This window comes from Longispora albida DSM 44784 (assembly GCF_000379825.1).
Lineage (GTDB): Bacteria > Actinomycetota > Actinomycetes > Mycobacteriales > Micromonosporaceae > Longispora > Longispora albida.
Map to the genome: position 1 here is coordinate 1 of NZ_KB903826.1, position 19,752 is coordinate 19,752.

The following is a 19,752-nucleotide window of genomic DNA, read 5'->3' on the forward strand; positions in this document are numbered from 1 at the left end:
AGTTCAGCACCGCAACCGACATGGGCGTCTACTTCTGCGACCCCGCCAGCCCCTGGCAGCGAGGATCCAACGAGAACACGAACGGCCTGCTCCGCCAGTACTTCCCCAAGGGCACCGACCTGACCTGCCACACCGCCGAGGACCTGGCCGCCGTCGCAGCCGAACTCAACAGCCGCCCACGCAAAACGCTCGGCTGGGAGACCCCAGCCGAGCGCCTCGCTACGCTTCTAGCAACTGCCAGTTGACCAACCCGTGTTGCGACGACTCCTGGAATTCGCCGAAGGGCGGCGGGCTCTGCGATCTGGCAGCTGCCCGTTACTCGGCGGGCGGCTTCGGTGCCCGCTTCTTCGGGGCAGCGGGCGGCTGGGTGTCCACTTCGGACAGCGGCGGCTCGATCGACGTCGCCGGGCCAGCCGTCATCGGCGTGTCCGCCGGAGTGGCCGGCTTGTCCGCTTCCTTCTCCGCCTCCGGCGCGGACCCTGACTGCCCAGCCACGAGCTGAGCCAGCGCGGCGCCCCGGATCCGGCGGAACGTCCTGCCCGGCCGGCGCCGGTCCAGCACGGCGACCTCGAGCTGGCTGGCGGTCAGGCTACGCGGCTTGCCGCCGTCGCCACCGACGCTGCCCAGCGCCTCGGTCGCCAGCTTCAGCGCCTCGGCCAGGGTCGCGGTGTGCTTGTGGCCCTGCCGCAGCTTCGTCGAGATCGCCTCGGCCGAACCGCCCATGGCGATGAAACCCGGCTCGTCGCCGACCGAGCCGTCGTACGTCAGCCGGTACAGCTCGTCGCCCTCCGGGGTGGCGCCGACCTGCGCGACGCAGATCTCCACCTCGTACGGCTTGGACTGCTCGGTGAAGATCGCACCCAGCGTCTGCGCGTACCCGTTCGCGAGGGCCCGCGCGTTCACGTCCCGCCGGTCGTACGAGTAGCCGCGCAGGTCGGCCATGCGCACCCCGGCAGCCCGCAGGTTCTCGAACTCGTTGTACCGCCCGACAGCGGCGAAGCCGATCCGGTCGTAGATCTCGCTGACCTTGTGCAGGGCCGTCGACGGGTTCTCCGCGACGAACAGCACCCCGCCCTCGTATGTCAGCACCACGACGCTCCGGCCACGGGAGATGCCCTTGCGGGCGTACTCCGAGCGGTCGCGCATGATCTGCTCGGGTGACGCGTAGAACTGCATGGCCACGGCAGGGCTCCTCTCAGTAGTCGACGACGGTGCGGTCAGGCGTGGTGCGAGCGCTCGGCGATGATCGACCCGGCGATCCGGGCCGTCTCGGCGTCGGCCAGCCTCGTCGTGCCCTCCGCCGTCGCGGTCATCACGATCGGGAAGATCCCGCGGGCGATGTCCGGGCCACCGGTCGCGGTGTCGTCGTCGGCGGCGTCGTACAGCGACTCGACGGCCAGCACGGCCGCGTCCTCAAGGGACAGACCCGGCGTGTACCGCTTCTTCAGCGCGGCCTTCGCGAACAGCGAGCCGGAGCCGATCGCGTGGAACTCCTTCTCCGCGTAGATCCCGCCGGCGATGTCGAAGCTGAAGATCCGCCCCGCCCGGCCCAGGTCTGCGGCGTCCAGGTCGAAGCCGGCGAACAGCGGGATGACCGCCAGGCCCTGCATCGCGGCGCCCAGGTTGTTGCGGATCATCGTCGCGAGCCGGTTCGCCTTGCCGTCCAGGGTGAGCGAGGTGCCCTCGATCTTCTCGTAGTGCTCCAGCTCGACCTGGAACAACTTGATCATCTCGAGCCCGACGCCCGCCGTGCCGGCGATGCCGATCAGCGAGTACGCGTCGGCCGGATACACCTTCTCGATGTCCCGGCTGGCGATCATGTTGCCCATCGTCGCCCGCCGGTCACCGGCCATCACGACCCCGCCGTCCGCAGCGATGGCCACAATGGTCGTCGCGTGCGGCGCCACATCGGACAGGTCACCGGCCGGCAGCACACGACGGCCGGGCAGCAGCTCCGGAGCCGCCGCCGTCAGGAACTCGGTGAACGACGAGGAGCCCGGCGTGGTGAAGACAGCTGGAAGACGTCCGGGTGAATCGAATCCCGTTGCCACGAAGTCTCCTCCAGGTACTTGAGCGCGTTGCGCAGGTTCTTGATGCTGTCCGTGAACTGGCCTAGGCCACCGTTGCAGTTGAACCACAGGATGCCACGAAGACTACCGTCCACATGATCGACGCCCTCCCGCGTGACCGGGTACCGGCGCGTGAGGTGGTACGGGCGCGGCCCCGCTCGTTACGACACGGCCGTCAAGAGGAGCCGTGCTCGTGGGGGCCGCGCTTGTTACGCGGGTTTGCGGCCAGGGGTAGCCGCCCATGCCCCACAGCCGTTTGCCGCTGGCACAGAAATCACGAAGGGGCTTGAGGTCGCCGCGGTCGCGGCACTCCCGAACCCCTTCTGGTCCTGGCCCTGCAGTAACGGACATATGGGTCATTCGCCGCCCTTCTGGACGTAACCCCTGATAAATTCTTCGGCGTTCTCTTCCAGGACCGAATCGATCTCGTCCAGGAGGTCGTCCACGTCCTCGGACATCTTCTCCCGGCGCGCGGCGGCTTCGGGGCTGGCCTCGGGCGGGGCTTCGGTCTCGTCGTCCTTGCGGGACTTGCCCGACTGCGACTGCCCGCCAGTGTCTCGAGTGGCCATCAGGTGACTCCCTCCGTCGAAGCGGTCCCCAACCCTAACGCGCGGGCGGGGTAAAACAGTTCCCCGGCGCGAGGTGTTCTCGTCCGGAGGTGGTAAGGGGAACGCTGGCTGGCGCTCAGCCGTGGGACTGGCCGGTCAGCGCCTCCAGCAGGTCCTTGGCGCTGGCACACCGGTCGAAGAGCGCCCCGACGTGCTTCTTGGTGCCGCGCTCCGGCTCGAGCATGGGGACGCGGACGAGCGCTTCCCGCCCGACGTCGAAGATGACCGAGTCCCAGCTGGCGGCGACGACCTCGGAGTAGTACTGGGCGAGGCACCGGCCGCGGAAGTACGCGCGGGTGTCCTCCGGGGGCTCGGTGACGGCGCGGGCCACCTCCTCGTCGGTGAAGAGCCGCTGCATGGCACCCCGGGAGACGAGCCGGTGGTAGAGGCCCTTCTCCGGGCGCACGTCGGAGTACTGGAGGTCGACGAGCTGGAGCTTGGGCGAGGACCAGGCGAGCTGCTCACGTTCGCGGTAGCCCTCGAGGAGGCGGAGCTTGGCGACCCAGTCGAGCTCGGTCGCGCAGTTCATCACGTCCTGGCCGAGCCGGTCCAGTATGGACTCCCAGCGGGCGAGGACGTCGTCGGTCTCCTCGTCGGAACCCTTGGCCTCGACGTAGTTGCGGACCCGCTCGTAGTAGGCCCACTGGATGTCGAGCGCGGTGAGCCGGCGGCCGTCACGGAGCCGGACCCGGTGGGTCAGTGTCGGGTCGTGGCTGATCGCCTTCAGCTCGCCGACCGGGTCGGCGATGGACAGGTCCCCGGCGAGCGCCTTGTCCTCGATCATCGCGAGGATGAGTGAGGTGGTGCCGGCCTTGAGATACGTGGCGATCTCGGAGAGATTCGCGTCGCCGATGATGACGTGCAGCCTGCGGTACTTGTCGGCGTCGGCGTGCGGCTCGTCGCGGGTGTTGATGATCGGCCGCTTGAGCGTGGTCTCCAGCCCGACCTCGACCTCGAAGAAGTCGGCGCGCTGGGAGATCTGGAACCCGGTACCGGAGCCGTCCTGGCCGATGCCGACCCGGCCGGCGCCGCAGAAGATCTGGCGGGTGACGAAGAACGGCGTCAGGTACGCGACGATGTCGGCGAAGGCCGTGGACCGCTTCATCAGGTAGTTCTCGTGGGCGCCGTAGCTGGCGCCCTTGTTGTCGGTGTTGTTCTTGTAGAGGTTGATGGGCTGGCTGCCGGGGATGGTGGCCGCGCGCCGGGCGGCCTCGGCCATGACCAGCTCGCCGGCCTTGTCCCAGAGGACGACGGCACGGGGGGTCGTGACCTCCGGTGTGGAGTATTCGGGGTGCGCGTGGTCCACGTAGAGGCGGGCGCCGTTGGTGAGGATGACGTTGGCGAGGCCGAGGTCCTCGTCGGCGAGGGCTTCGGCCGGGTCGTAGAGCGCGCCGGAGTAGCTGAAGCCCCGCGCGTCGCGCAACGGGGACTCTTCCTCGTAGTCCCACCGGGCGCGGCCGCCCCTGGTCAGCTCGGGTCGCGCCCCGTAGGCGTTGACGATCTGGGAGGAGGTCACCATCGGGTTCGCCCCTGGCTGGCCTGGCACGGAGATGCCGTATTCCACTTCGGTGCCCATCACCCGACGTACGCCCACGCCTACACCTCGCTCCGCTAGGTCCTGCTGTGAGCCTAGTCGTCTTCGGCCCTTACGTCCCGTCCCAAGTAAGCCCAACTAGGCCCGGCTGCGCGCTAATGCGTGCTATGCCGGGGCTGAGCTGGTGTTCCTCCGGGCACCCTCCGGCGTTATGACTGATGGACGCAGAACTGGTTGTGTTCGGGGTCGGTGAGGACGACCCAGTTGAAGCCGTCGGCCTCGTGCCGGGCGATCTCCTTGGCTCCGAGCCCGGTGAGCCGCTGGACCTCGGCCTCGCGGTCCGGGACCGAGAAGTCGAGGTGCACCGAGTTCTTCCCCGCGAGCTCCTCCGGGACGCGCTGGAGGCCCATCCGCAGCCCGTGGGAGCCGTCGGCGGGGGCGAGCATGATGTACTCGCCGCCGAAGTTGCCGACCTCGGTGTAGCCGAGGGCCTCCTGCCAGAACGCGGACAGCAGTGCCGGGTCGGCGCAGTCGATGGTGCACATCTCGAGCTTCAGAGTCATGGGGTGAACCTAGCCCCGGGGTACGACAAATTTACTCGAGTCCCTGCTCGATGGCGTATCTGACCAGCTCGACGCGGTTGTGGAGCTGGAGCTTGCCGAGGGTGTTCTGGACGTGGTTCTGGACGGTGCGGTGGGACAGGGTGAGGCGCTCGGCGATCTGCTTGTACGACAGGCCCTTGGCGACGAGCCGGAGGATCTCGGTCTCGCGGTCGGTGAGGCTGGGCGCGCCGGACTTCGGCGTGGCGGCCAGCCTCCTGTACTCGCCGAGGACCAGGCCGGCCAGCCCGGCGGTGAAGACGGCGTCCCCTTCGGCGACCCTGCGCACGGCGTCGAGGAACTCCTCGCGTCCCGCCGACTTGACCAGGTAACCGGTGGCTCCGGCCGTCACGGCGTCGAGGACGTCCTGGTGCTCACCGCTGGCGCTGAGGACCAGGATCCTGGTGTCGGGCTGCGTGGTCAGCAGGCCCCGGATGATCTCGGGGCCGGCCAGGTCCGGGAGGTGGAGGTCGAGGACGACCAGGTCGGGGCGGACAGCGCCGGCGATCCGGACGGCCTGCGCGCCCTCACCGACCGCCGCGACGATCTCGTAGCCCGCCTCGGTCAGGTCGCGGGCCACGCCCTCGCGCCACATCGGGTGGTCGTCGACCACCATCACCCTGATCATGTGCCCAGCGTAGTGGCACGGGGGATGCGCAGTTCGACTTCGGTACCGTGGCCGGGGGCCGAGTCCACTGTGACCTCCCCGCCGAGGTCACGGATCCGGCCACGGATCGACTGGGCCATGCCGAGCCGCCCGGCGTGCTCCGCCTCGGCGAGCCTGCCGGTGGCCATGCCCGGGCCGTCGTCCCGGATCGAGACCAGCACCTCGGCCCCGGTGTCCTCGATCAGCAACCATGATTTCGTACCGGGCGGGCAGTGCCGCCCCACATTGTCGAGCGCCGCTCCGACCGCAGCGGCGACCTGCGCCGCCACACCGTGCGGGAGCGGGACGGGAGTGGCCGGCCCGGCCACCGTGACGCCCGGCGCCTCGTACCCGGCGAGCAGCCCGCGCAGATCCGCGTCCCCGCCCGGCTCCGGCGGCTGCATCGTGGCCGCCCCGACCAGGGCACGCAGGGCCGACTCCTGCTCACCGGCGAGCCGGCCCAGCTCGGCTGCCTCCCCGCCGATCTCGGCACCCCGGCGCTGGACGAGGGCGAGGACCTGGAGGACGGAGTCGTGGATGTCGCGGGCCAGGCGCTCGCGTTCCCTGGTCGCCGCCGCCAGCTCGGCCGCCTGCTGGAGCTGCTGCTCGGCGCGGACGGCCAGCCGGGTCACGTGCCCGACGACGGTACCGGCGAGCAGCATGAGCACGATCCCGCTGACCACGCTCGGGCTGAGCCCGCCACGGGCTGCGAAGTCGACGGCACCGAGGATGAGTGCGGCGATGGCGCCCCGGGTACGCCCGCCGGAGATCGCCCACGCCAGGACCACGGAGCCGATCCACGGGCCCGGCAGCACGGGTACCGGATAGGCGGGGTCGACGCTCGCCGAGGCGTGCGCCATGAACACGATCGCGGCGGAGGTCGCCACGAGGTCGGCTGCGAGCTGCGGCCAGCCCCGGCGGGCCGGCGAGGAGTACAGATAGGACGACCAGGCCGACCAGGCCGCCATCGCTGCCAGGGTCAGCCAGGCGACGACGGGGTAGCTGAGCCGGTCACGGTTGAGGACGAGGATGGCTGGCGGGTACGCGAGCGCGGCGAACCGGAACACTGCCAACGCCCGCCACAGCGGAGCCTCCAAGCCCATACGCAGATCATGCCCGGTTCGGGGCGAACCCCGGTACCAGGCATGAACTGCGTATGGACCTATGCCGCGAGTGAGAACCAGTGGCGTTCCCGGATCGCCCGCGACGCAGCCACCAGGGCGTGCACCGTCTCCGGCCCGGCATCGCCGTCCACTGTCAGTCCCAAGTCGGACTGGAATGCCCGCAGCGCTCCGATAACAGCTACTTCGTCCGCATCAGCTGCCACCAGGCCCAGGCCGGCCAGCATGTTGCGAACTGCCGCCGGCGGCATGGGCGGGACATCGCTCTGCGTGACCAAGCCAGCCAATCCGGCTCCCACCGCGCTGAGCACTCGCATTCCGTTCATTTGCCGCACCCCCTGTCTTTCTGATATCCAGAATCCCTCAATTTGGGAACTGGCGCATCAGGCCACGGGCGGGTTGTGCGCGACTCGCGGGTACAACTTAGGTCGCACAGTGACTCAGGGTGTACCCTGATCCGCCCTCACCAGGGCGTGCAGGTGCTCATCGTGCCGTTTGCCGTCGGGTGTCCGGTATCCCTGGCGGAGGACGCCCTCGCACACGTACCCGGCTTTCTCGGCCACCCGGCAGGAGCCGGCGTTGGGTACCGCGTGCCGGAGCTCGATCCGGTGCAGGTCCAGCGCGCCGAAGCCCCAGCGGCTCACCGCCACGAGCGCGTCGGTCGCCACGCCCTGGCCGCGCGCCCAGGGTGCGATCCGGTACCCGATGGTCGCCGTGCCGTGGAAGGCGTGCATGCCGCGCAGGGCGATGTTGCCCAGGTACGTGCCCGCCGTGTCGAAGATCGTGAAGTTGGCCTTGCCGGTCGTCCCCCAGTCGCCGGTCCGGTCCAGCCAGGCGGCGGCGTCGGCCTCGGAGGCGATGTCCTCGACCGGGTTCCACATCTGGACATCCGGGTCGATCAGCATCTGGTAGGCCTCGCGGGCCTCTGCGGCCTGCGGCGGGCGGAGCTGGAGGCGGCCGGCCACGATCTCAACGGGTTCGAGCATGATCACCATCATGCCGCAGAAAGGCTCAGGGACGCGGAACGGCCGGCATCCTCGGGGGATGCCGGCCGCTCCTTGCTTGTTACAGGTACTGGCCGGTGTTGGTCGCGGTCTCGATCGACCGGCCGGCGTCGGCACCCTTGCCGCCGGAGACGAGCGTGCGGATGTAGACGATCCGCTCACCCTTCTTACCGGAGATCCGGGCCCAGTCGTCGGGGTTGGTGGTGTTGGGCAGGTCCTCGTTCTCCCGGAACTCGTCGACGCACGCGTCGAGCAGGTGCTGGAGCCGCAGGCCCTTCTTGCCCGAGGACAGGAACTCCTTGATCGCCATCTTCTTGCCCCGGTCCACGATGTTCTGGATCATCGCGCCGGAGTTGAAGTCCTTGAAGTACAGGACTTCCTTGTCGCCGTTGGCGTAGGTGACCTCGAGGAACCTGTTCTCCTCCGTCTCGGTGTACATCCGCTCGACCACGGCCTGGATCATGCCGGCCACCGTCGAGTCCCGCGAACCGGCGTGCTCGCTCAGGTCGTCGGGGTGCAGCGGCAGGCCTTCCAGGATGTACTTCGAGAAGATGTCCCGGGCCGACTCGGCGTCGGGCCGCTCGATCTTGATCTTCACGTCGAGGCGGCCGGGCCGCAGGATCGCCGGGTCGATCATGTCCTCGCGGTTGGACGCGCCGATCACGATCACGTTCTCCAGGCCCTCGACGCCGTCGATCTCGCTGAGGAGCTGAGGGACGATCGTGTTCTCCACATCGGAGGACACGCCGGAGCCACGGGTACGGAACACCGAGTCCATCTCGTCGAAGAACACGATGACCGGAGTACCCTCGCTGGCCTTCTCGCGTGCCCGCTGGAAGATCAGCCGGATGTGCCGCTCGGTCTCGCCCACGTACTTGTTGAGCAGCTCCGGGCCCTTGATGTTGAGGAAGAAGCTGGTGTGCTTCTCCTCGCCACGCTGCTCGGCGATCTTCTTGGCCAGCGAGTTGGCCACCGCCTTCGCGATCAGGGTCTTGCCGCAGCCGGGCGGGCCGTAGAGCAGCACACCCTTCGGCGGGCGGAGCTGGTGCTCCCTGAACAGCTCGGCGTGCAGGAACGGCAGCTCCACCGCGTCGCGGATCTGCTCGATCTGCCGGTCGAGGCCGCCGATGTCGTGGTAGTCCACATCGGGCACCTCTTCGAGGACGAGCTCCTCGACCTCGCTCTTGGGCACCCGCTCGTACGCGTAGGCAGCACGCGGCTCGACCAGCAGCGAGTCGCCCGCGCGCAACGGCGAGCCCACCAGCGTGTCCGCGAGGTGGACCACCCTCTCCTCGTCGGCGTGCGAGATGACCAGCGCGCGGTCACCGCCCTCGAGGATCTCCTTCAGCATCACGACTTCGCCGGCCCGCTCGAACCCGAGGGCCGACACCACATTCAGCGCGTCGTTGAGCAGGACTTCCTGCCCCCGGCGGAGCTGGTCGAGCTCAATGGACGGTGAGACGACCACCCGCAGCTTGCGGCCGCCGGTGAAGACATCCACCGTGTCGTCCTCGTAGCGGCCGAGGAACACGCCGTATCCACTCGGCGGCTGGGCCAGCCTGTCGATTTCCTCTTTCAGCGTGACGATCTGCTCACGCGCTTCCTTGAGCGTGGAGACCAGGCGCTCGTTCTGCTCTGATGACCGCTGCAACTGGGCCTGAGTCGCGGCGAGCCGCTCCTCCAGGAGCCTCAGGTGCCGCGGGCCATCGGTGAGCTTACGTCGGAGTAGCGCAAGTTCCTCCTGAAGGAACTCGACCTGCGTGGAGAGGTCCTGCGCCTCCTGCTCCCACCGCTCGGCGCGCGCGTCAGCATCCTCGTTACGTGCCACGTCCCACCTCCCCGGGCTTGACGTCGTGTTCTCCACATTAACGGTTACGGAGGCAAAAACGTGCCCCCCAATGGCCGCGATTCCCGACTCGTTACGCTGAGACTTCGGTACCAGGGGAGGAGGCGCGGTGTCGGAGCTGCGGGTCTGGGTGGATCAGGATCTGTGCACGGGCGATGGCCTGTGCGTCCAGTACGCGCCGGAGGTCTTCGAGTTCGATATCGATGGACTTGCCTACGTCAAAGACCCGGCCGGGGAAATGCAGATGGAACAGGGTGCGCGTGTCGGCGTACCGGAGCATCTGCGGCTCGAGGTGATCGACGCGGCCAAGGAGTGCCCCGGCGACTGCATCCACGTGTTACGGGCCGACGACGGGGTCGCCGTGGCCGGGCCGATGGCCGAGGACTGAGCCCGGCAGCCGGAGGATTTGCCCGGATAGGCCGGGAAACGCCCAGGAGTGGTGCCCGGCGGATAGCGACAGTGCCCGGTACCAGGTACCGGGCACTGTTCTATTACCGCGTACTACGCCGCGCGGCCGGTGAGCTGGCCGAGCAGGTGCGCGAACTCCTCCAGCCGGTCCATCTGGCCCGGGCCGCCGTCCGTCGTCGTCTTGCCGAACCGGAGCGAGTCGTGGCGGATCGGGGTCGGCTCGCCGGCCGTCCCGGCCGGTACGGCCTCGTCGAGTGACGTGAGCAGCACGTACACGTCGACGCCCTCGCGGCGGATCGAGCCGTTGTTCTCGCGGACCAGGCGGCGGCGGTAACCGACCTCCGTGATCGCCGACAGCGGGATCACCCGGACGGCGGAGGTCATCGCCCCCGGCGGGCCCTCGTCCGGCGGCAGGTCCTCACCGTGCCAGAGCAGCAGCCGGGAGCCGTCGCAGATCGCGGCCTCCTGCCACACGGCGTTCAGCTCGTTGACGAACCGTTCCAGGGTGAATCCCAGCACCGTCGAGCCGCGCAGCAGCGGTTCGAGGGCGGCCAGCGCCACGTCCGGGTCGCGGAGGTACGCGCGGGCCGCGACGTCCAGGTCCTGGTACGGGGACCAGTCGGGGAAGATCGCCAGTTCCTCAGTCACCCTCGGGTTCCCCTTCGGCTGTGGCGGCGGCGGCCGCTGTGGCCGCGTCCAGGAGGGCCTTGCGCTCCTGGTACGCCTCGATGCCCTTGCTGGGCTTGCGCCGCCGCGGCGGCGCCACCACGCCGGGGGCGAGCTTGCGGGCCGTGACCAGGAACGCGGTGTGCGCGATCATCCGGTGCTCCGGGCGGACGGCCAGCCCCTCCAGGTGCCAGTCGCGGATCATGCTCTCCCAGGCGTGCGGCTCGGTCCAGCCGCCGCGTTCGCGCAGCGCCTCGCACAGCTCAGACAGCTGGGTGGTGGTCGCGACGTAGCCGATCAGCACCCCGCCGGGAATGAGCGCCTTCTCGACCATGTCGAGCATCTCCCACGGAGTCAGCATGTCGAGGATGACCCGGTCGATGTCGCCCTCGCCGAACGTCGCGACATCGCCGAGCCGCAGGTCCCAGGTCGGCTGCGGTCCCCCGAGGAAGTTTTCCACATTCTTCCGGGCGATCTCGGCGAAATCCTCTCGCATCTCGTACGAGATCAGCGTGCCGTTCGGGCCGATCGCGCGGAGCAGCGAGCAGCTCAGCGCACCGGAACCCGCGCCGGCCTCCAGCACACGGGCGCCGGGGAAGATGTCGCCGAGCGCGACGATCTGCGCGGCGTCCTTCGGGTAGATCACCTGGGCACCGCGCGGCATGCTCAGCACGTAGTCGGCGAGCAGCGGGCGCAGGGCCAGGTAGGCGGTGCCGCCGACCGAGGTGAGGACGGAGCCCTCCGGCAGGCCGATGATGTCGTCGTGGGCCAGCGCCCCCCGGTGGGTGTGGAACTCTTTGCCCGGTTCCAGCACGATCGTGTGCATCCGGCCCTTCGGGTCGGTGAGCTGCACCCGGTCGCCGGGGCGGAAAGGTCCACGCGGCTGCATCACTTGCGTTGTCTCCTCGGTTCGAGCATGGCTGCCAGGTCCTCCGTGCGGAGGACGCCCATGACATCCTGCCCGTCGGTCACCAGGTACTCCCCAGCCGGGTTGGCCCGCACGACGGCCGCCACAGCCGCGCCGTCCATGCCGATCGACAGGCGTTGTACCCCTGCGATGTCACGGGCGACGTTCTCGGCGGTGAGCCAGGGGCGGCGTTCGGCTGGTACGGCGAGGGCGGCCGGCCAGCGCACCAGCGCGATCGGGGTACCGGAACTGTCGGTGATGACGATGCCGCCGGCCTGCACGGCTGCGGCCTGGCGGAGCGCCTCGGACAGCGGCGTACCTGACGGGACGGCGGCCAGGGGGCGGGTCAGCGCCCGCAGGTCGATGGCCGGGACACGGCGCATCACTCCCCCGGCCCGGATCGACGACGACGCCCCGGTCCACAGGACGAGCACAACGAAGCCGGTGAACAGCGCGCCGAACAGCGTCAGCCAGCCGGTCGCCACCCCGAACGCCGCGACGGCGGCCACGGCGATCGCGATCACGCGGCCCGTCCAGCCTGCGGCGATCGTGCCCAGGTGCTGGTCACGGCTGAAACCCCAGACCATCGCCCGCAGCACCCGGCCGCCGTCCAGCGGCAGGCCCGGCAGCATGTTGAACACCGCGACCAGCAGATTGCTCACCGCGACCTGGAACGCCAGCTCGCGGCCGACCGTGTTCGGGTCCGTGCTGAGCAGCCAGACGAGCCCGCCGCCACCGAGCACCGCCGAGATCGCCGGGCCTGCCGCCGCGACGAGGAACTCGGCTTTCGGGCTGGGCGCCTCCGACTCCATCTCCGTATAACCGCCGAGCAGCTCGAGGGTGATGCCGCGCACACCGATACCGAAGCGGCGGCAGACGAGCGCGTGGCCCAGCTCGTGGAGGAGGACGGAGAGCAGGAGCAGGAAAACGAAGACCAGGGCTATCCCGTACGCGGCGAGCGTGCCCAGCTCCGGGAGGTGGTCGGAGACGATCCCGCCGTACGCGTACACCACCAGGGCCGCCAGGAGCAGCCAGGAAGCGCTCAGGAACACGGGGACACCGAACACGTTGCCGATCCGCAGGCCCGCCGGGCGTCGTTGTCCGCTCATCGCACCGATCGTAGTTCGGCCGCGGGGCCGGTACGTGCGGCGGGATTTGTCAGCCCCTTCCCCTAGTGTGTACGCCATGACGACGACGGACGCGGAGACACGACGGGTCGCGCTCTCCCCGTCCCGGGCCGCGGATTTCAAGACCTGCCCCCTGCTGTACCGGCTGCGGGCCATCGACCGCCTCCCGGAGCTCCCCACGCCGGAGATGGCCAGGGGCACCCTGGTGCACGCGGTGCTGGAGCGGCTGTTCGACCTCCCGGCGGCCGAGCGCACCCCGGCCCAGGCCGCGCTGATGGTCGGCCCGGCATGGGAGCGGATGCGCGAGGAGGAGCCGGAGATCGCCGGCGTCTTCGAGGGCGGCGAGGTGCCGGAGGGCTGGCTGGAGTCGGCGGCCGAGCTGCTGGAGGGGTATTTCACCCTGGAGGACCCGGCCAGGCTGGAGCCCGCCGAGCGGGAGAGCATGGTCGAGGCCGAGCTGCCCTCCGGGCTGCTGCTGCGCGGGTTCATCGACCGGCTCGACGCCTCACCGGCCGGGGACCTGCGGGTGGTCGACTACAAGACCGGCAGCGCTCCGCGTGAGGCGTTCGAGGCCAAGGCGCTGTTCCAGCTCAAGTTCTACGCGCTGATGCTGTGGCGTACGCGGGGCGTGGTGCCCCGGGCGCTGCGCCTGCTGTACCTGAAGGACCGGGCGGTGTGCGACTACCACCCCGACGGCCCGGAGGAGCTGCAGCGGTTCGAGCGCAACCTCGAGGCGCTGTGGAAGGCGATCACCGCGGCCACCGCAGCCAGGGAGTTCCGTCCCCAGCCGAGCAAGCTGTGCGGCTGGTGCAAGCATCAGGCACACTGCCCGGAGTTCGGTGGCAGCCCGCCGCCGTTCCCCGAGGTGGCGCCGGAGTGAGCAGTTCGTTCTTCACGCGGGTGGCCGGCTGGCTGCGTGGTCAGCCGCTGGCCGCCGACGCCGTGCTGGCCGCCGGGCTGCTGGGCTTCCAGGGCCTGGGCTGGCTGAGCAGCGGCGGGATGTACATGCCGGAGGTGTCTGCGCCGGTCGCGGTGGCCGCCACCATCGCCGGGCTGGTGCCGATCGTGATCCGGCGGAAGTGGCTGCGTACGGCCATCGCGCTGACCGTCGTGCTCTCCATCGCGGGGGCGATCTTCCGCTGGTCGGGTGCGGAGTCCATGTCGGTGATGGTGCTGACCTACACCGTCGCCGCGTACTGGCCGCTCCGCCGGGCGCTGGCCGCCGTCGCCGTGCTCTGGCCGCCGTCCACTGTGGTGTATCTCATCTCGCTGGAGTTCAGGCCGGCCCCGGGGCCGGAATGGCTGAACAACAAGGCGATCGTGCTCTCCGTCAACATGCTCTTCCTGGCGATCACGCTGTTCGTCGGCCTGTACATGCACACCAGGCGCAGCCACGAGCGCGACCTCCAGGAGCGGACCAGGATCGCGGAGACGACCCGCCAGGCGCTGGCCGACCAGGCGGTGGCCGACGAGCGGCGGCGGATCGCCCGCGAGCTGCACGACGTCGTCGCCCACCATGTGAGCGTGATGGGCATCCTGGCCACCGGGGCGCGCCGGAGCATGTCGGCCAACCCGGGAGCCGCCGACGCCGCGCTGGCCACGATTGAGGAGACGGGCCGCACGACGCTGCGCGAGCTGCGCCGCCTGCTGAACATCCTCCGCGCCGACGACGACCAGCCCGACCTCGCTCCGCAGCCGGGCCTCACCGGCGTGGAGTCCCTGGTGGAACAGCTGCGTGAGGCCGGCCTGCGGATCGAGCTGGTCGTGGAGGGCGAGCCGTACGACCTCGACCCGGGCGTGGCGCTGACCATCTTCCGGATCGTGCAGGAAGCGCTCACCAACACGCTCAAGCACGCCGGGCAGGCCAGCTCGGAGGTCCGGCTGGGCTTCGGTCCCCAGGAGCTGACCGTGGAGGTCCTCGACGACGGGCGCGGGCCGGGCGTCGCGCCCAACCAGTCCGGGCACGGCCTGGTCGGCATCCGCGAGCGCGTCGCGCTCTACGGCGGCCAGCTGCGGCTCGGGCCACGTCCCGGTGGCGGATTCCGGGTCGCGGCCACCATCCCCGTTGACCGACCAGGTAGCGTCACCGAATGTGAATAGCAGCCAGCTGCCGATCCGGGTCCTCCTCGTGGACGACCAGCCCCTCCTCCGGACCGGGTTCCGGATGGTCCTCGGGGCGGAGGCCGATCTGGACATCGTCGGCGAGGCCGGCGACGGGGCGGAAGCCGTCGAGCTGGCCCGCCGCCTCCTGCCGGACGTGGTGCTCATGGACATCCGGATGCCCCGGATGGACGGCGTCGCCGCGACGAAGGCCATTGTGGACCTCCGCCTGCCGGTACGGGTGCTGATCCTCACGACCTTCGATCTCGACGAGTACGTGGTCGGCGCGCTGCGGGCCGGGGCGAGCGGGTTCCTCGCCAAGGACGTGCCGGCCGAGGACCTGGTCACCGCCATCCGTACCGTGTCGGCAGGCGAGGCCGTCGTCGCGCCGCGCCTGCTGCGCCGCCTGCTCGACCAGGTCGTCGAGCACCTGCCAGACCCGAACGCCACCCCGGCCAAGGCGCTCGGCACGCTGACCGAGCGTGAGCGCGAGGTGCTCGGGCTGATGGCCAGGGGACTGTCCAATGCGGAGATCGCGCGGGAGCTGTCGGTGTCGGAGACGACGGTCAAGACGCATGTCGGGCATGTGCTGACCAAGCTCAATCTCCGGGACCGGGTACAGGCTGTCGTGCTGGCCTACGAGTCGGGCCTGGTACGACCGAACACCTAGGCCGTCTCCTTCCCGAGGCGGAGTGAGAAACATTCCGGAGCAGGACTCACGGAGCGTGCGGCGGGCCTACTGTCACCCTTAGATACTCCGGCACGGGGACAAAGGGGACAAGCAGTGACTACCGCTATAAAGCCAGCCGCCGCCCGTGCGGTGGACGTGTGGAAGGTCTACGGCCACGGCGAGGCGCAGGTGATCGCGCTGAGGGGCGTCAGCGTCGAGCTGGCCCAGGGCGAGTTCACCGCCATCATGGGGCCCTCCGGGTCCGGTAAGTCGACCCTGATGCACTGCCTGGCGGGCCTGGACACCGTCACGCGCGGTGACGTGTACGTGGGCAGCACCCAGGTCACCAAGCTGTCCGACAGCGGGCTCACCAAGCTGCGCCGCGACAAGATCGGCTTCATCTTCCAGCAGTTCAACCTGCTGCCCACCCTGACGGCCGAGGAGAACATCCTCCTGCCGCTGTCCATCGCCGGCCGCAAGCCGGACAAGGACTGGTACCAGACGGTCATCAAGACGGTCGGGCTCGAGGAGCGGCTGAGCCACAAGCCGACCGAGCTGTCCGGCGGCCAGCAGCAGCGGGTCGCGTGCGCCAGGTCCCTGGTCAGCCGCCCCGACGTGATCTTCGCCGACGAGCCGACCGGTAACCTCGACTCCCGCTCGGGCGCCGAGGTGCTGGGCTTCCTGCGCAACTCGGTCCGCGAGTTCGGCCAGACGATCGTCATGGTCACCCACGACCCGACCGCCGCGTCCTACGCCGACCGGGTCATCTTCCTCGCCGACGGGCAGATCGTCGACGAGCTGCTCTCGCCGACCGTCGACCAGGTCCACGACAAGCTCAAGAGCCTGGACCCGCACGCGCACAGTGGTGACGTCTGATGCTCAAGGCGACCATGAAGAGCCTGCTGTCCCGCAAGCTCAGGCTCACGCTCTCGGCGCTGGCCGTGGTGCTCGGCGTCATGTTCGTCGCGGGGTCACTCGTGCTGTCCTCGACGCTGAACAAGTCCCTCGACAGCCTCTTCGCGAACATCTACGAGGCGACGGACGTCCAGGCCAGCCACAAGCCGAACCTCCAGCGGGAGGACGGAGCGCCCGGCCAGGCCGACCCGATCCAGGCCTCGGAGGTGGACAAGGTCAAGGGCCTGCCCGGGGTCAAGTCGGCGACCGGTGTCGTCTACTCCGACGGCGCCCGGCTGATCGGCAAGAACGGCAAGGTCGTGCCGAGCCAGGCCCGGGTCGCCACGAACTGGGTCGGCGAGGACGAGATCGTCAAGCTCCGCGAGGGCCGTGGCCCCGAGGCTGACGACGAGATCGCGATCAACGCCGCGCTGGCGAGCTCGTCCCGGTACAAGGTGGGCGACACGGTGGGCGTGCTGACGCTCCAGACGAAGAAGGAATTCAAGATCGTCGGCATCGTCGGGTACTCGGGCAACCGGGACTCGATCGGCGGCGAGCACACCATCGCCTTCACCACCCCGGCAGCCCAGCAGCTGCTGCTGGACAAGCCCGGCTTCTTCACCTGGATCGACGTGAAGGCCGCCGACGGCGTGTCGAAGGCGAAGCTCAAGGCTGACGTGCAGGCGGCGCTCGGCGACACGTACGTGGTGAAGACGGGCGAGGAGCTGGGCAAGGACCAGGCCAAGGCCCTCGAACCGCTGATGAACATCTTCCGGAACGTGTTCCTCGGGTTCGCCGGCGTCTCGCTGTTCGTCAGCATCTTCCTGATCATCAACACGTTCTCGATCATCGTCGCCCAGCGGACCAGGGAACTCGCCCTGATGCGGGCCCTCGGCGCCGGTGGCGGCCAGGTGATCGGTTCCGTGCTGCTCGAGGCGCTCGTGATCGGCCTGATCTCCTCCGTGCTGGGCCTGGTGCTCGGCATCGGGGTCGGCTGGCTGCTCACGAAGCTGGCAGGTGGCGACCTGCCGTCGGCGGGCCTGGTCGTGCCGCCGTCCGCCATCATCGCCTCGTTCGTGATCGGTGTGGGCATCACCGCGGTCGCCGCGCTGGCTCCGGCCCTGCGTGCCTCCCGGATCCCGCCGATCGCCGCGATGCGCGACGCCGCCAATACCGTCAAGCCGCTGACCAAGGTGACCATCTCCGGCCTGGTCGTAACCGCGCTGGGCGTGGCCGGGCTGTGGGTGGCGCTGGCCGGCGACGCCGGGGACAGCTTCTGGCTCCTGCTCGGCGGCGGGCTGCTGCTCAGCTTCATCGGCGTCGCGCTGCTGACCCCGATCATCAGCAAGCCGGTGGTCTCGGTGCTCGGCGCGCTGTTCTCCTGGTCGATGCCGGGCAAGCTGGGCCGGGGCAACTCCGCGCGTAACCCGCGCCGGACGGCGATCACCGCTGCGGCTCTGATGATCGGCATCGCGCTGGTCACCGGGGTCAGCGTGATCATCAGCTCCTTCAAGGCGAGCATCTCGGACATGTACAACACCGGGCTGAACGCCGAGCTGATCATCGCGGGCGAGCAGACCGGCCCGGTGCCGCCGACCTTCGCCGGTTCGGTGATCGACCAGGCCAAGAGCACGCCGGGCGTCTCGTCGGTCAGCGCGCTGTACTTCGACGGCGCGAAGATCAACGGCGAGAACGGCTTCGTCTACGCGGTGAACGACCTGCCTGCCACGGCGCAGATGTTCAACCTGAAGGTCTCCGGCGGTTCGCTCGGGCAGCTCCAGGCTGGTCAGCTCGTGGTCGACGAGGACACGGCCAAGGACAAGAAGCTGTCGGCCGGCGGTACCGTGCAGATCCAGACCTCCAGGGGCGAGCCGGTGACCTACACCGTCGCCGGGGTCTTCAAGAAGTCGACGCTGCTGAACGGGTTCGTCCTGCCTCAGGAGGCGACGAAGAACTTCCAGGCGACCAACCCGGCCATCGCGTACATCAAGCTGGCCAGCGGGGCCAAGGTCTCCGAGGTGCAGGCGAGCATCGACAAGATCCTCGCCGACAGCCCTGACGTCTCGGCCGCCGACGTCAGCTCGTACGTCGAGCAGCAGACCAAGGGGCTCGACGGCCTGCTGACGATGGTGCAGATCCTGCTCGGCCTCGCCATGATCATCGCGGTACTCGGCGTGATCAACACGCTGGCGCTGTCCATGATCGAGCGGACGAGGGAACTGGGCATGCTCCGCGCGGTCGGCATGAGCCGTGGCCAGATGATGGGCATGGTGACCGTGGAGTCGGTCGTGATCTCGGTGTTCGGGGCGATCCTCGGCATCGCGGTCGGCATCGGGCTCGGCTGGGCCGTGATCCGCGCGCTGCACGACATCGGCATCAAGGTCTTCGCGCTGCCGTGGGGCACGGTCATCGCCTACCTGATCGTGGCGGCGGTCGTCGGCGTGATCGCGGCGTTCATCCCGGCCATCCGGGCGGCGCGGACGGACGTGCTGCGGGCTATCTCCTACGAGTAGGGCAATCTGCACGGCGGGCGGGTACCTGGACCGGGTACCCGCCCGTCCTGCGTTCCGTGGCGCGCTGGGCGGTTTCGGCGGTGTGACGGGGCGAGCGCGCATAGGATCGCGGGATGAGGCTCCCGTCCTGGCTGGTCAGCGGCTACCGGGTCGCGTTCGCGCTGCTGACGCTGGTGGCGATCGGTACCCAGCTCGTGGTCTCGGCCGAGCGGCCAGCGTTCAATGTGGTCAGCTTCTTCAGCTTCTTCACGAACCTGAGCAACATCTTCGCCGCGGTCGTCTTCCTGGCCAGCGTCTCCCGGCCGGTTCAGGGCGCGCTGCGCGGGGCCGCGGTGGTCTACATGACCGTGACCGGGATCGTGTACGCCCTGCTGCTGTCCGGCACCCCGTCCGTCGTCGGGGTGACCATCCCCTGGGTCGACACGGTGATCCACCAGGTCATGCCGGTCGTGGTGATCCTCGACTGGCTGCTCCAGCCGCCCCGGGCCCGGCTGACCGTCCGCCAGGCCGCGACCTGGCTGCTCTTCCCGATCGTCTACCTGGTGTACTCGCTGATCCGCGGCGAGATCACCGGCTGGTACCCGTACCCGTTCCTCAACGCCGGTGAGAAGGGCTACGGGAGCGTCTTCGCGACGAGCGCTGGCATCGCGGTGGCGGTGGTCGCGATCTCGGCAGCCGTGTGGTGGCTGGGTAACCGGCTCGGCGCCCGGCAGGCGGTCGGCGGGAAGCTGCCGGTCACGGACTGAGCGGGCAGGCCCTAGATGTTCTGTCCCGTGAGGTTGGGGATGCGGCTGGCTGGTGGGTGGCCGCCGAGTGCGGTGTGTGCTCGGTGGTGATTGTAGGTGTGGAGGAAGCCGGCGAGGGCTGTCCGGCGTTCGGTTTCTGACTGGTAGGGGCGGGCGTAGGCCCATTCGTCGGCCAGGGTGCGGTGGAAGCGTTCGACTTTGCCGTTGGTTTGCGGCCGGTAGGGCCGGGTGCGTTTGTGCTGGATCCCGGCGGTGGCCAGAGCTTCGCGCCAGGACGTGGACCGGTAGGCGGAG

The 19,752-nt window shown here is 69.4% G+C and carries 23 protein-coding genes; 8 read left to right on the forward strand and 15 right to left on the reverse strand.

Annotated elements, in window-relative coordinates; translation table 11 throughout:
- On the forward strand, positions 1-245 hold a 245-nt coding region (locus tag A3G1_RS0117425; RefSeq protein WP_018349499.1), incomplete at its 5' end, for an IS30 family transposase.
- A 70-nt stretch (positions 246-315) separates the two neighbouring features.
- On the opposite strand, the gene prcA is transcribed toward A3G1_RS0117425, so the two are convergent.
- From prcA to arc, 11 genes are all read right to left on the reverse strand, one after another.
- On the reverse strand, positions 316-1,182 hold the full coding sequence (gene prcA / locus A3G1_RS0117430) for a proteasome subunit alpha (protein ID WP_018350762.1): 867 nt from the start codon (positions 1,180-1,182) through the stop codon (positions 316-318).
- A 35-nt stretch (positions 1,183-1,217) separates the two neighbouring features.
- Positions 1,218-2,051 carry a proteasome subunit beta gene (gene prcB / locus A3G1_RS0117435; RefSeq protein ID WP_018350763.1) on the reverse strand — a complete coding sequence of 278 codons (834 nt, stop codon included), beginning with the start codon at positions 2,049-2,051 and terminating at the stop codon, positions 1,218-1,220.
- Positions 1,970-2,164 carry an endonuclease domain-containing protein gene (locus A3G1_RS42330; protein ID WP_083936976.1) on the reverse strand — a complete coding sequence of 65 codons (195 nt, stop codon included), beginning with the start codon at positions 2,162-2,164 and terminating at the stop codon, positions 1,970-1,972. The genes prcB and A3G1_RS42330 overlap by 82 nt, the downstream gene beginning before the upstream one ends.
- Before the next feature lie 261 nt (positions 2,165-2,425).
- Complete coding sequence (locus A3G1_RS0117440; RefSeq protein WP_018350764.1) at positions 2,426-2,638, reverse strand: ubiquitin-like protein Pup; 213 nt, start codon at positions 2,636-2,638, stop codon at positions 2,426-2,428.
- 115 nt (positions 2,639-2,753) lie between these two features.
- Entirely contained in the window at positions 2,754-4,271 is a 1,518-nt protein-coding gene (gene dop / locus A3G1_RS0117445; RefSeq protein ID WP_342664500.1) for a depupylase/deamidase Dop, read from the reverse strand.
- Positions 4,272-4,420: 149 nt separating this feature from the next.
- Positions 4,421-4,774, reverse strand: a complete 354-nt coding sequence (locus A3G1_RS0117450; RefSeq protein ID WP_018350766.1) for a VOC family protein — start codon at positions 4,772-4,774, stop codon at positions 4,421-4,423.
- Between the two features lie 31 nt (positions 4,775-4,805).
- Complete coding sequence (locus A3G1_RS0117455) at positions 4,806-5,438, reverse strand: response regulator (protein WP_040478761.1); 633 nt, start codon at positions 5,436-5,438, stop codon at positions 4,806-4,808.
- Positions 5,435-6,559, reverse strand: coding sequence for a MacS family sensor histidine kinase (gene macS / locus A3G1_RS0117460; RefSeq protein WP_018350768.1), 1,125 nt, complete (start codon positions 6,557-6,559; stop codon positions 5,435-5,437). Before macS ends, A3G1_RS0117455 begins: the two co-directional genes overlap by 4 nt.
- Before the next feature lie 59 nt (positions 6,560-6,618).
- Positions 6,619-6,903, reverse strand: coding sequence for a peptidoglycan-binding protein (locus A3G1_RS0117465; protein ID WP_083936977.1), 285 nt, complete (start codon positions 6,901-6,903; stop codon positions 6,619-6,621).
- Between the two features lie 114 nt (positions 6,904-7,017).
- The gene (locus A3G1_RS0117470) at positions 7,018-7,563 is read right to left on the reverse strand and encodes a GNAT family N-acetyltransferase (protein ID WP_026212234.1); all 546 of its coding nucleotides are present in this window, start codon (positions 7,561-7,563) and stop codon (positions 7,018-7,020) included.
- Between the two features lie 79 nt (positions 7,564-7,642).
- Positions 7,643-9,409 carry a proteasome ATPase gene (arc, locus tag A3G1_RS0117475; protein WP_018350771.1) on the reverse strand — a complete coding sequence of 589 codons (1,767 nt, stop codon included), beginning with the start codon at positions 9,407-9,409 and terminating at the stop codon, positions 7,643-7,645.
- Positions 9,410-9,536: 127 nt separating this feature from the next.
- Between arc and A3G1_RS0117480 the strand changes: the two genes are divergently transcribed.
- Positions 9,537-9,815 carry a ferredoxin gene (locus tag A3G1_RS0117480; protein WP_018350772.1) on the forward strand — a complete coding sequence of 93 codons (279 nt, stop codon included), beginning with the start codon at positions 9,537-9,539 and terminating at the stop codon, positions 9,813-9,815.
- 113 nt (positions 9,816-9,928) lie between these two features.
- Here A3G1_RS0117480 and A3G1_RS0117485 read toward each other — a convergent pair whose 3' ends face one another.
- From A3G1_RS0117485 to A3G1_RS0117495, 3 genes are read right to left on the reverse strand one after another with little or no spacing between them, the layout of a single operon-like run.
- Positions 9,929-10,483 (reverse strand): hypothetical protein, encoded by a 555-nt coding sequence (locus A3G1_RS0117485; protein WP_018350773.1) that lies wholly within the window; start codon positions 10,481-10,483, stop codon positions 9,929-9,931.
- Complete coding sequence (locus A3G1_RS0117490; RefSeq protein WP_018350774.1) at positions 10,476-11,390, reverse strand: tRNA (adenine-N1)-methyltransferase; 915 nt, start codon at positions 11,388-11,390, stop codon at positions 10,476-10,478. Before A3G1_RS0117490 ends, A3G1_RS0117485 begins: the two co-directional genes overlap by 8 nt.
- Positions 11,390-12,517: a M50 family metallopeptidase gene (locus tag A3G1_RS0117495; protein ID WP_026212235.1), complete on the reverse strand. Its 1,128-nt coding sequence runs from the start codon at positions 12,515-12,517 to the stop codon at positions 11,390-11,392. The genes A3G1_RS0117490 and A3G1_RS0117495 overlap by 1 nt, the downstream gene beginning before the upstream one ends.
- Before the next feature lie 76 nt (positions 12,518-12,593).
- On the opposite strand from A3G1_RS0117495, the gene A3G1_RS0117500 reads away from it, so the two are divergent.
- From A3G1_RS0117500 to A3G1_RS0117525, 6 genes are all read left to right on the forward strand, one after another.
- Positions 12,594-13,415: a RecB family exonuclease gene (locus A3G1_RS0117500; RefSeq protein ID WP_018350776.1), complete on the forward strand. Its 822-nt coding sequence runs from the start codon at positions 12,594-12,596 to the stop codon at positions 13,413-13,415.
- On the forward strand, positions 13,412-14,635 hold the full coding sequence (locus A3G1_RS0117505; RefSeq protein WP_018350777.1) for a sensor histidine kinase: 1,224 nt from the start codon (positions 13,412-13,414) through the stop codon (positions 14,633-14,635). The genes A3G1_RS0117500 and A3G1_RS0117505 overlap by 4 nt, the downstream gene beginning before the upstream one ends.
- Entirely contained in the window at positions 14,628-15,305 is a 678-nt protein-coding gene (locus tag A3G1_RS0117510) for a response regulator (RefSeq protein ID WP_018350778.1), read from the forward strand. The genes A3G1_RS0117505 and A3G1_RS0117510 overlap by 8 nt, the downstream gene beginning before the upstream one ends.
- A 114-nt stretch (positions 15,306-15,419) precedes the next feature.
- Entirely contained in the window at positions 15,420-16,181 is a 762-nt protein-coding gene (locus A3G1_RS0117515; protein WP_040478762.1) for an ABC transporter ATP-binding protein, read from the forward strand.
- On the forward strand, positions 16,181-18,712 hold the full coding sequence (locus A3G1_RS0117520; protein ID WP_018350780.1) for an ABC transporter permease: 2,532 nt from the start codon (positions 16,181-16,183) through the stop codon (positions 18,710-18,712). Before A3G1_RS0117515 ends, A3G1_RS0117520 begins: the two co-directional genes overlap by 1 nt.
- 113 nt (positions 18,713-18,825) lie before the next feature.
- Positions 18,826-19,458, forward strand: coding sequence for a Pr6Pr family membrane protein (locus A3G1_RS0117525; protein WP_018350781.1), 633 nt, complete (start codon positions 18,826-18,828; stop codon positions 19,456-19,458).
- 11 nt (positions 19,459-19,469) lie between these two features.
- Here the strand turns inward: A3G1_RS0117525 and A3G1_RS0117530 are convergent.
- Positions 19,470-19,752, reverse strand: a 283-nt coding sequence (locus A3G1_RS0117530) for an integrase core domain-containing protein (protein WP_018349356.1), incomplete at its 5' end; no start/stop codon positions are given.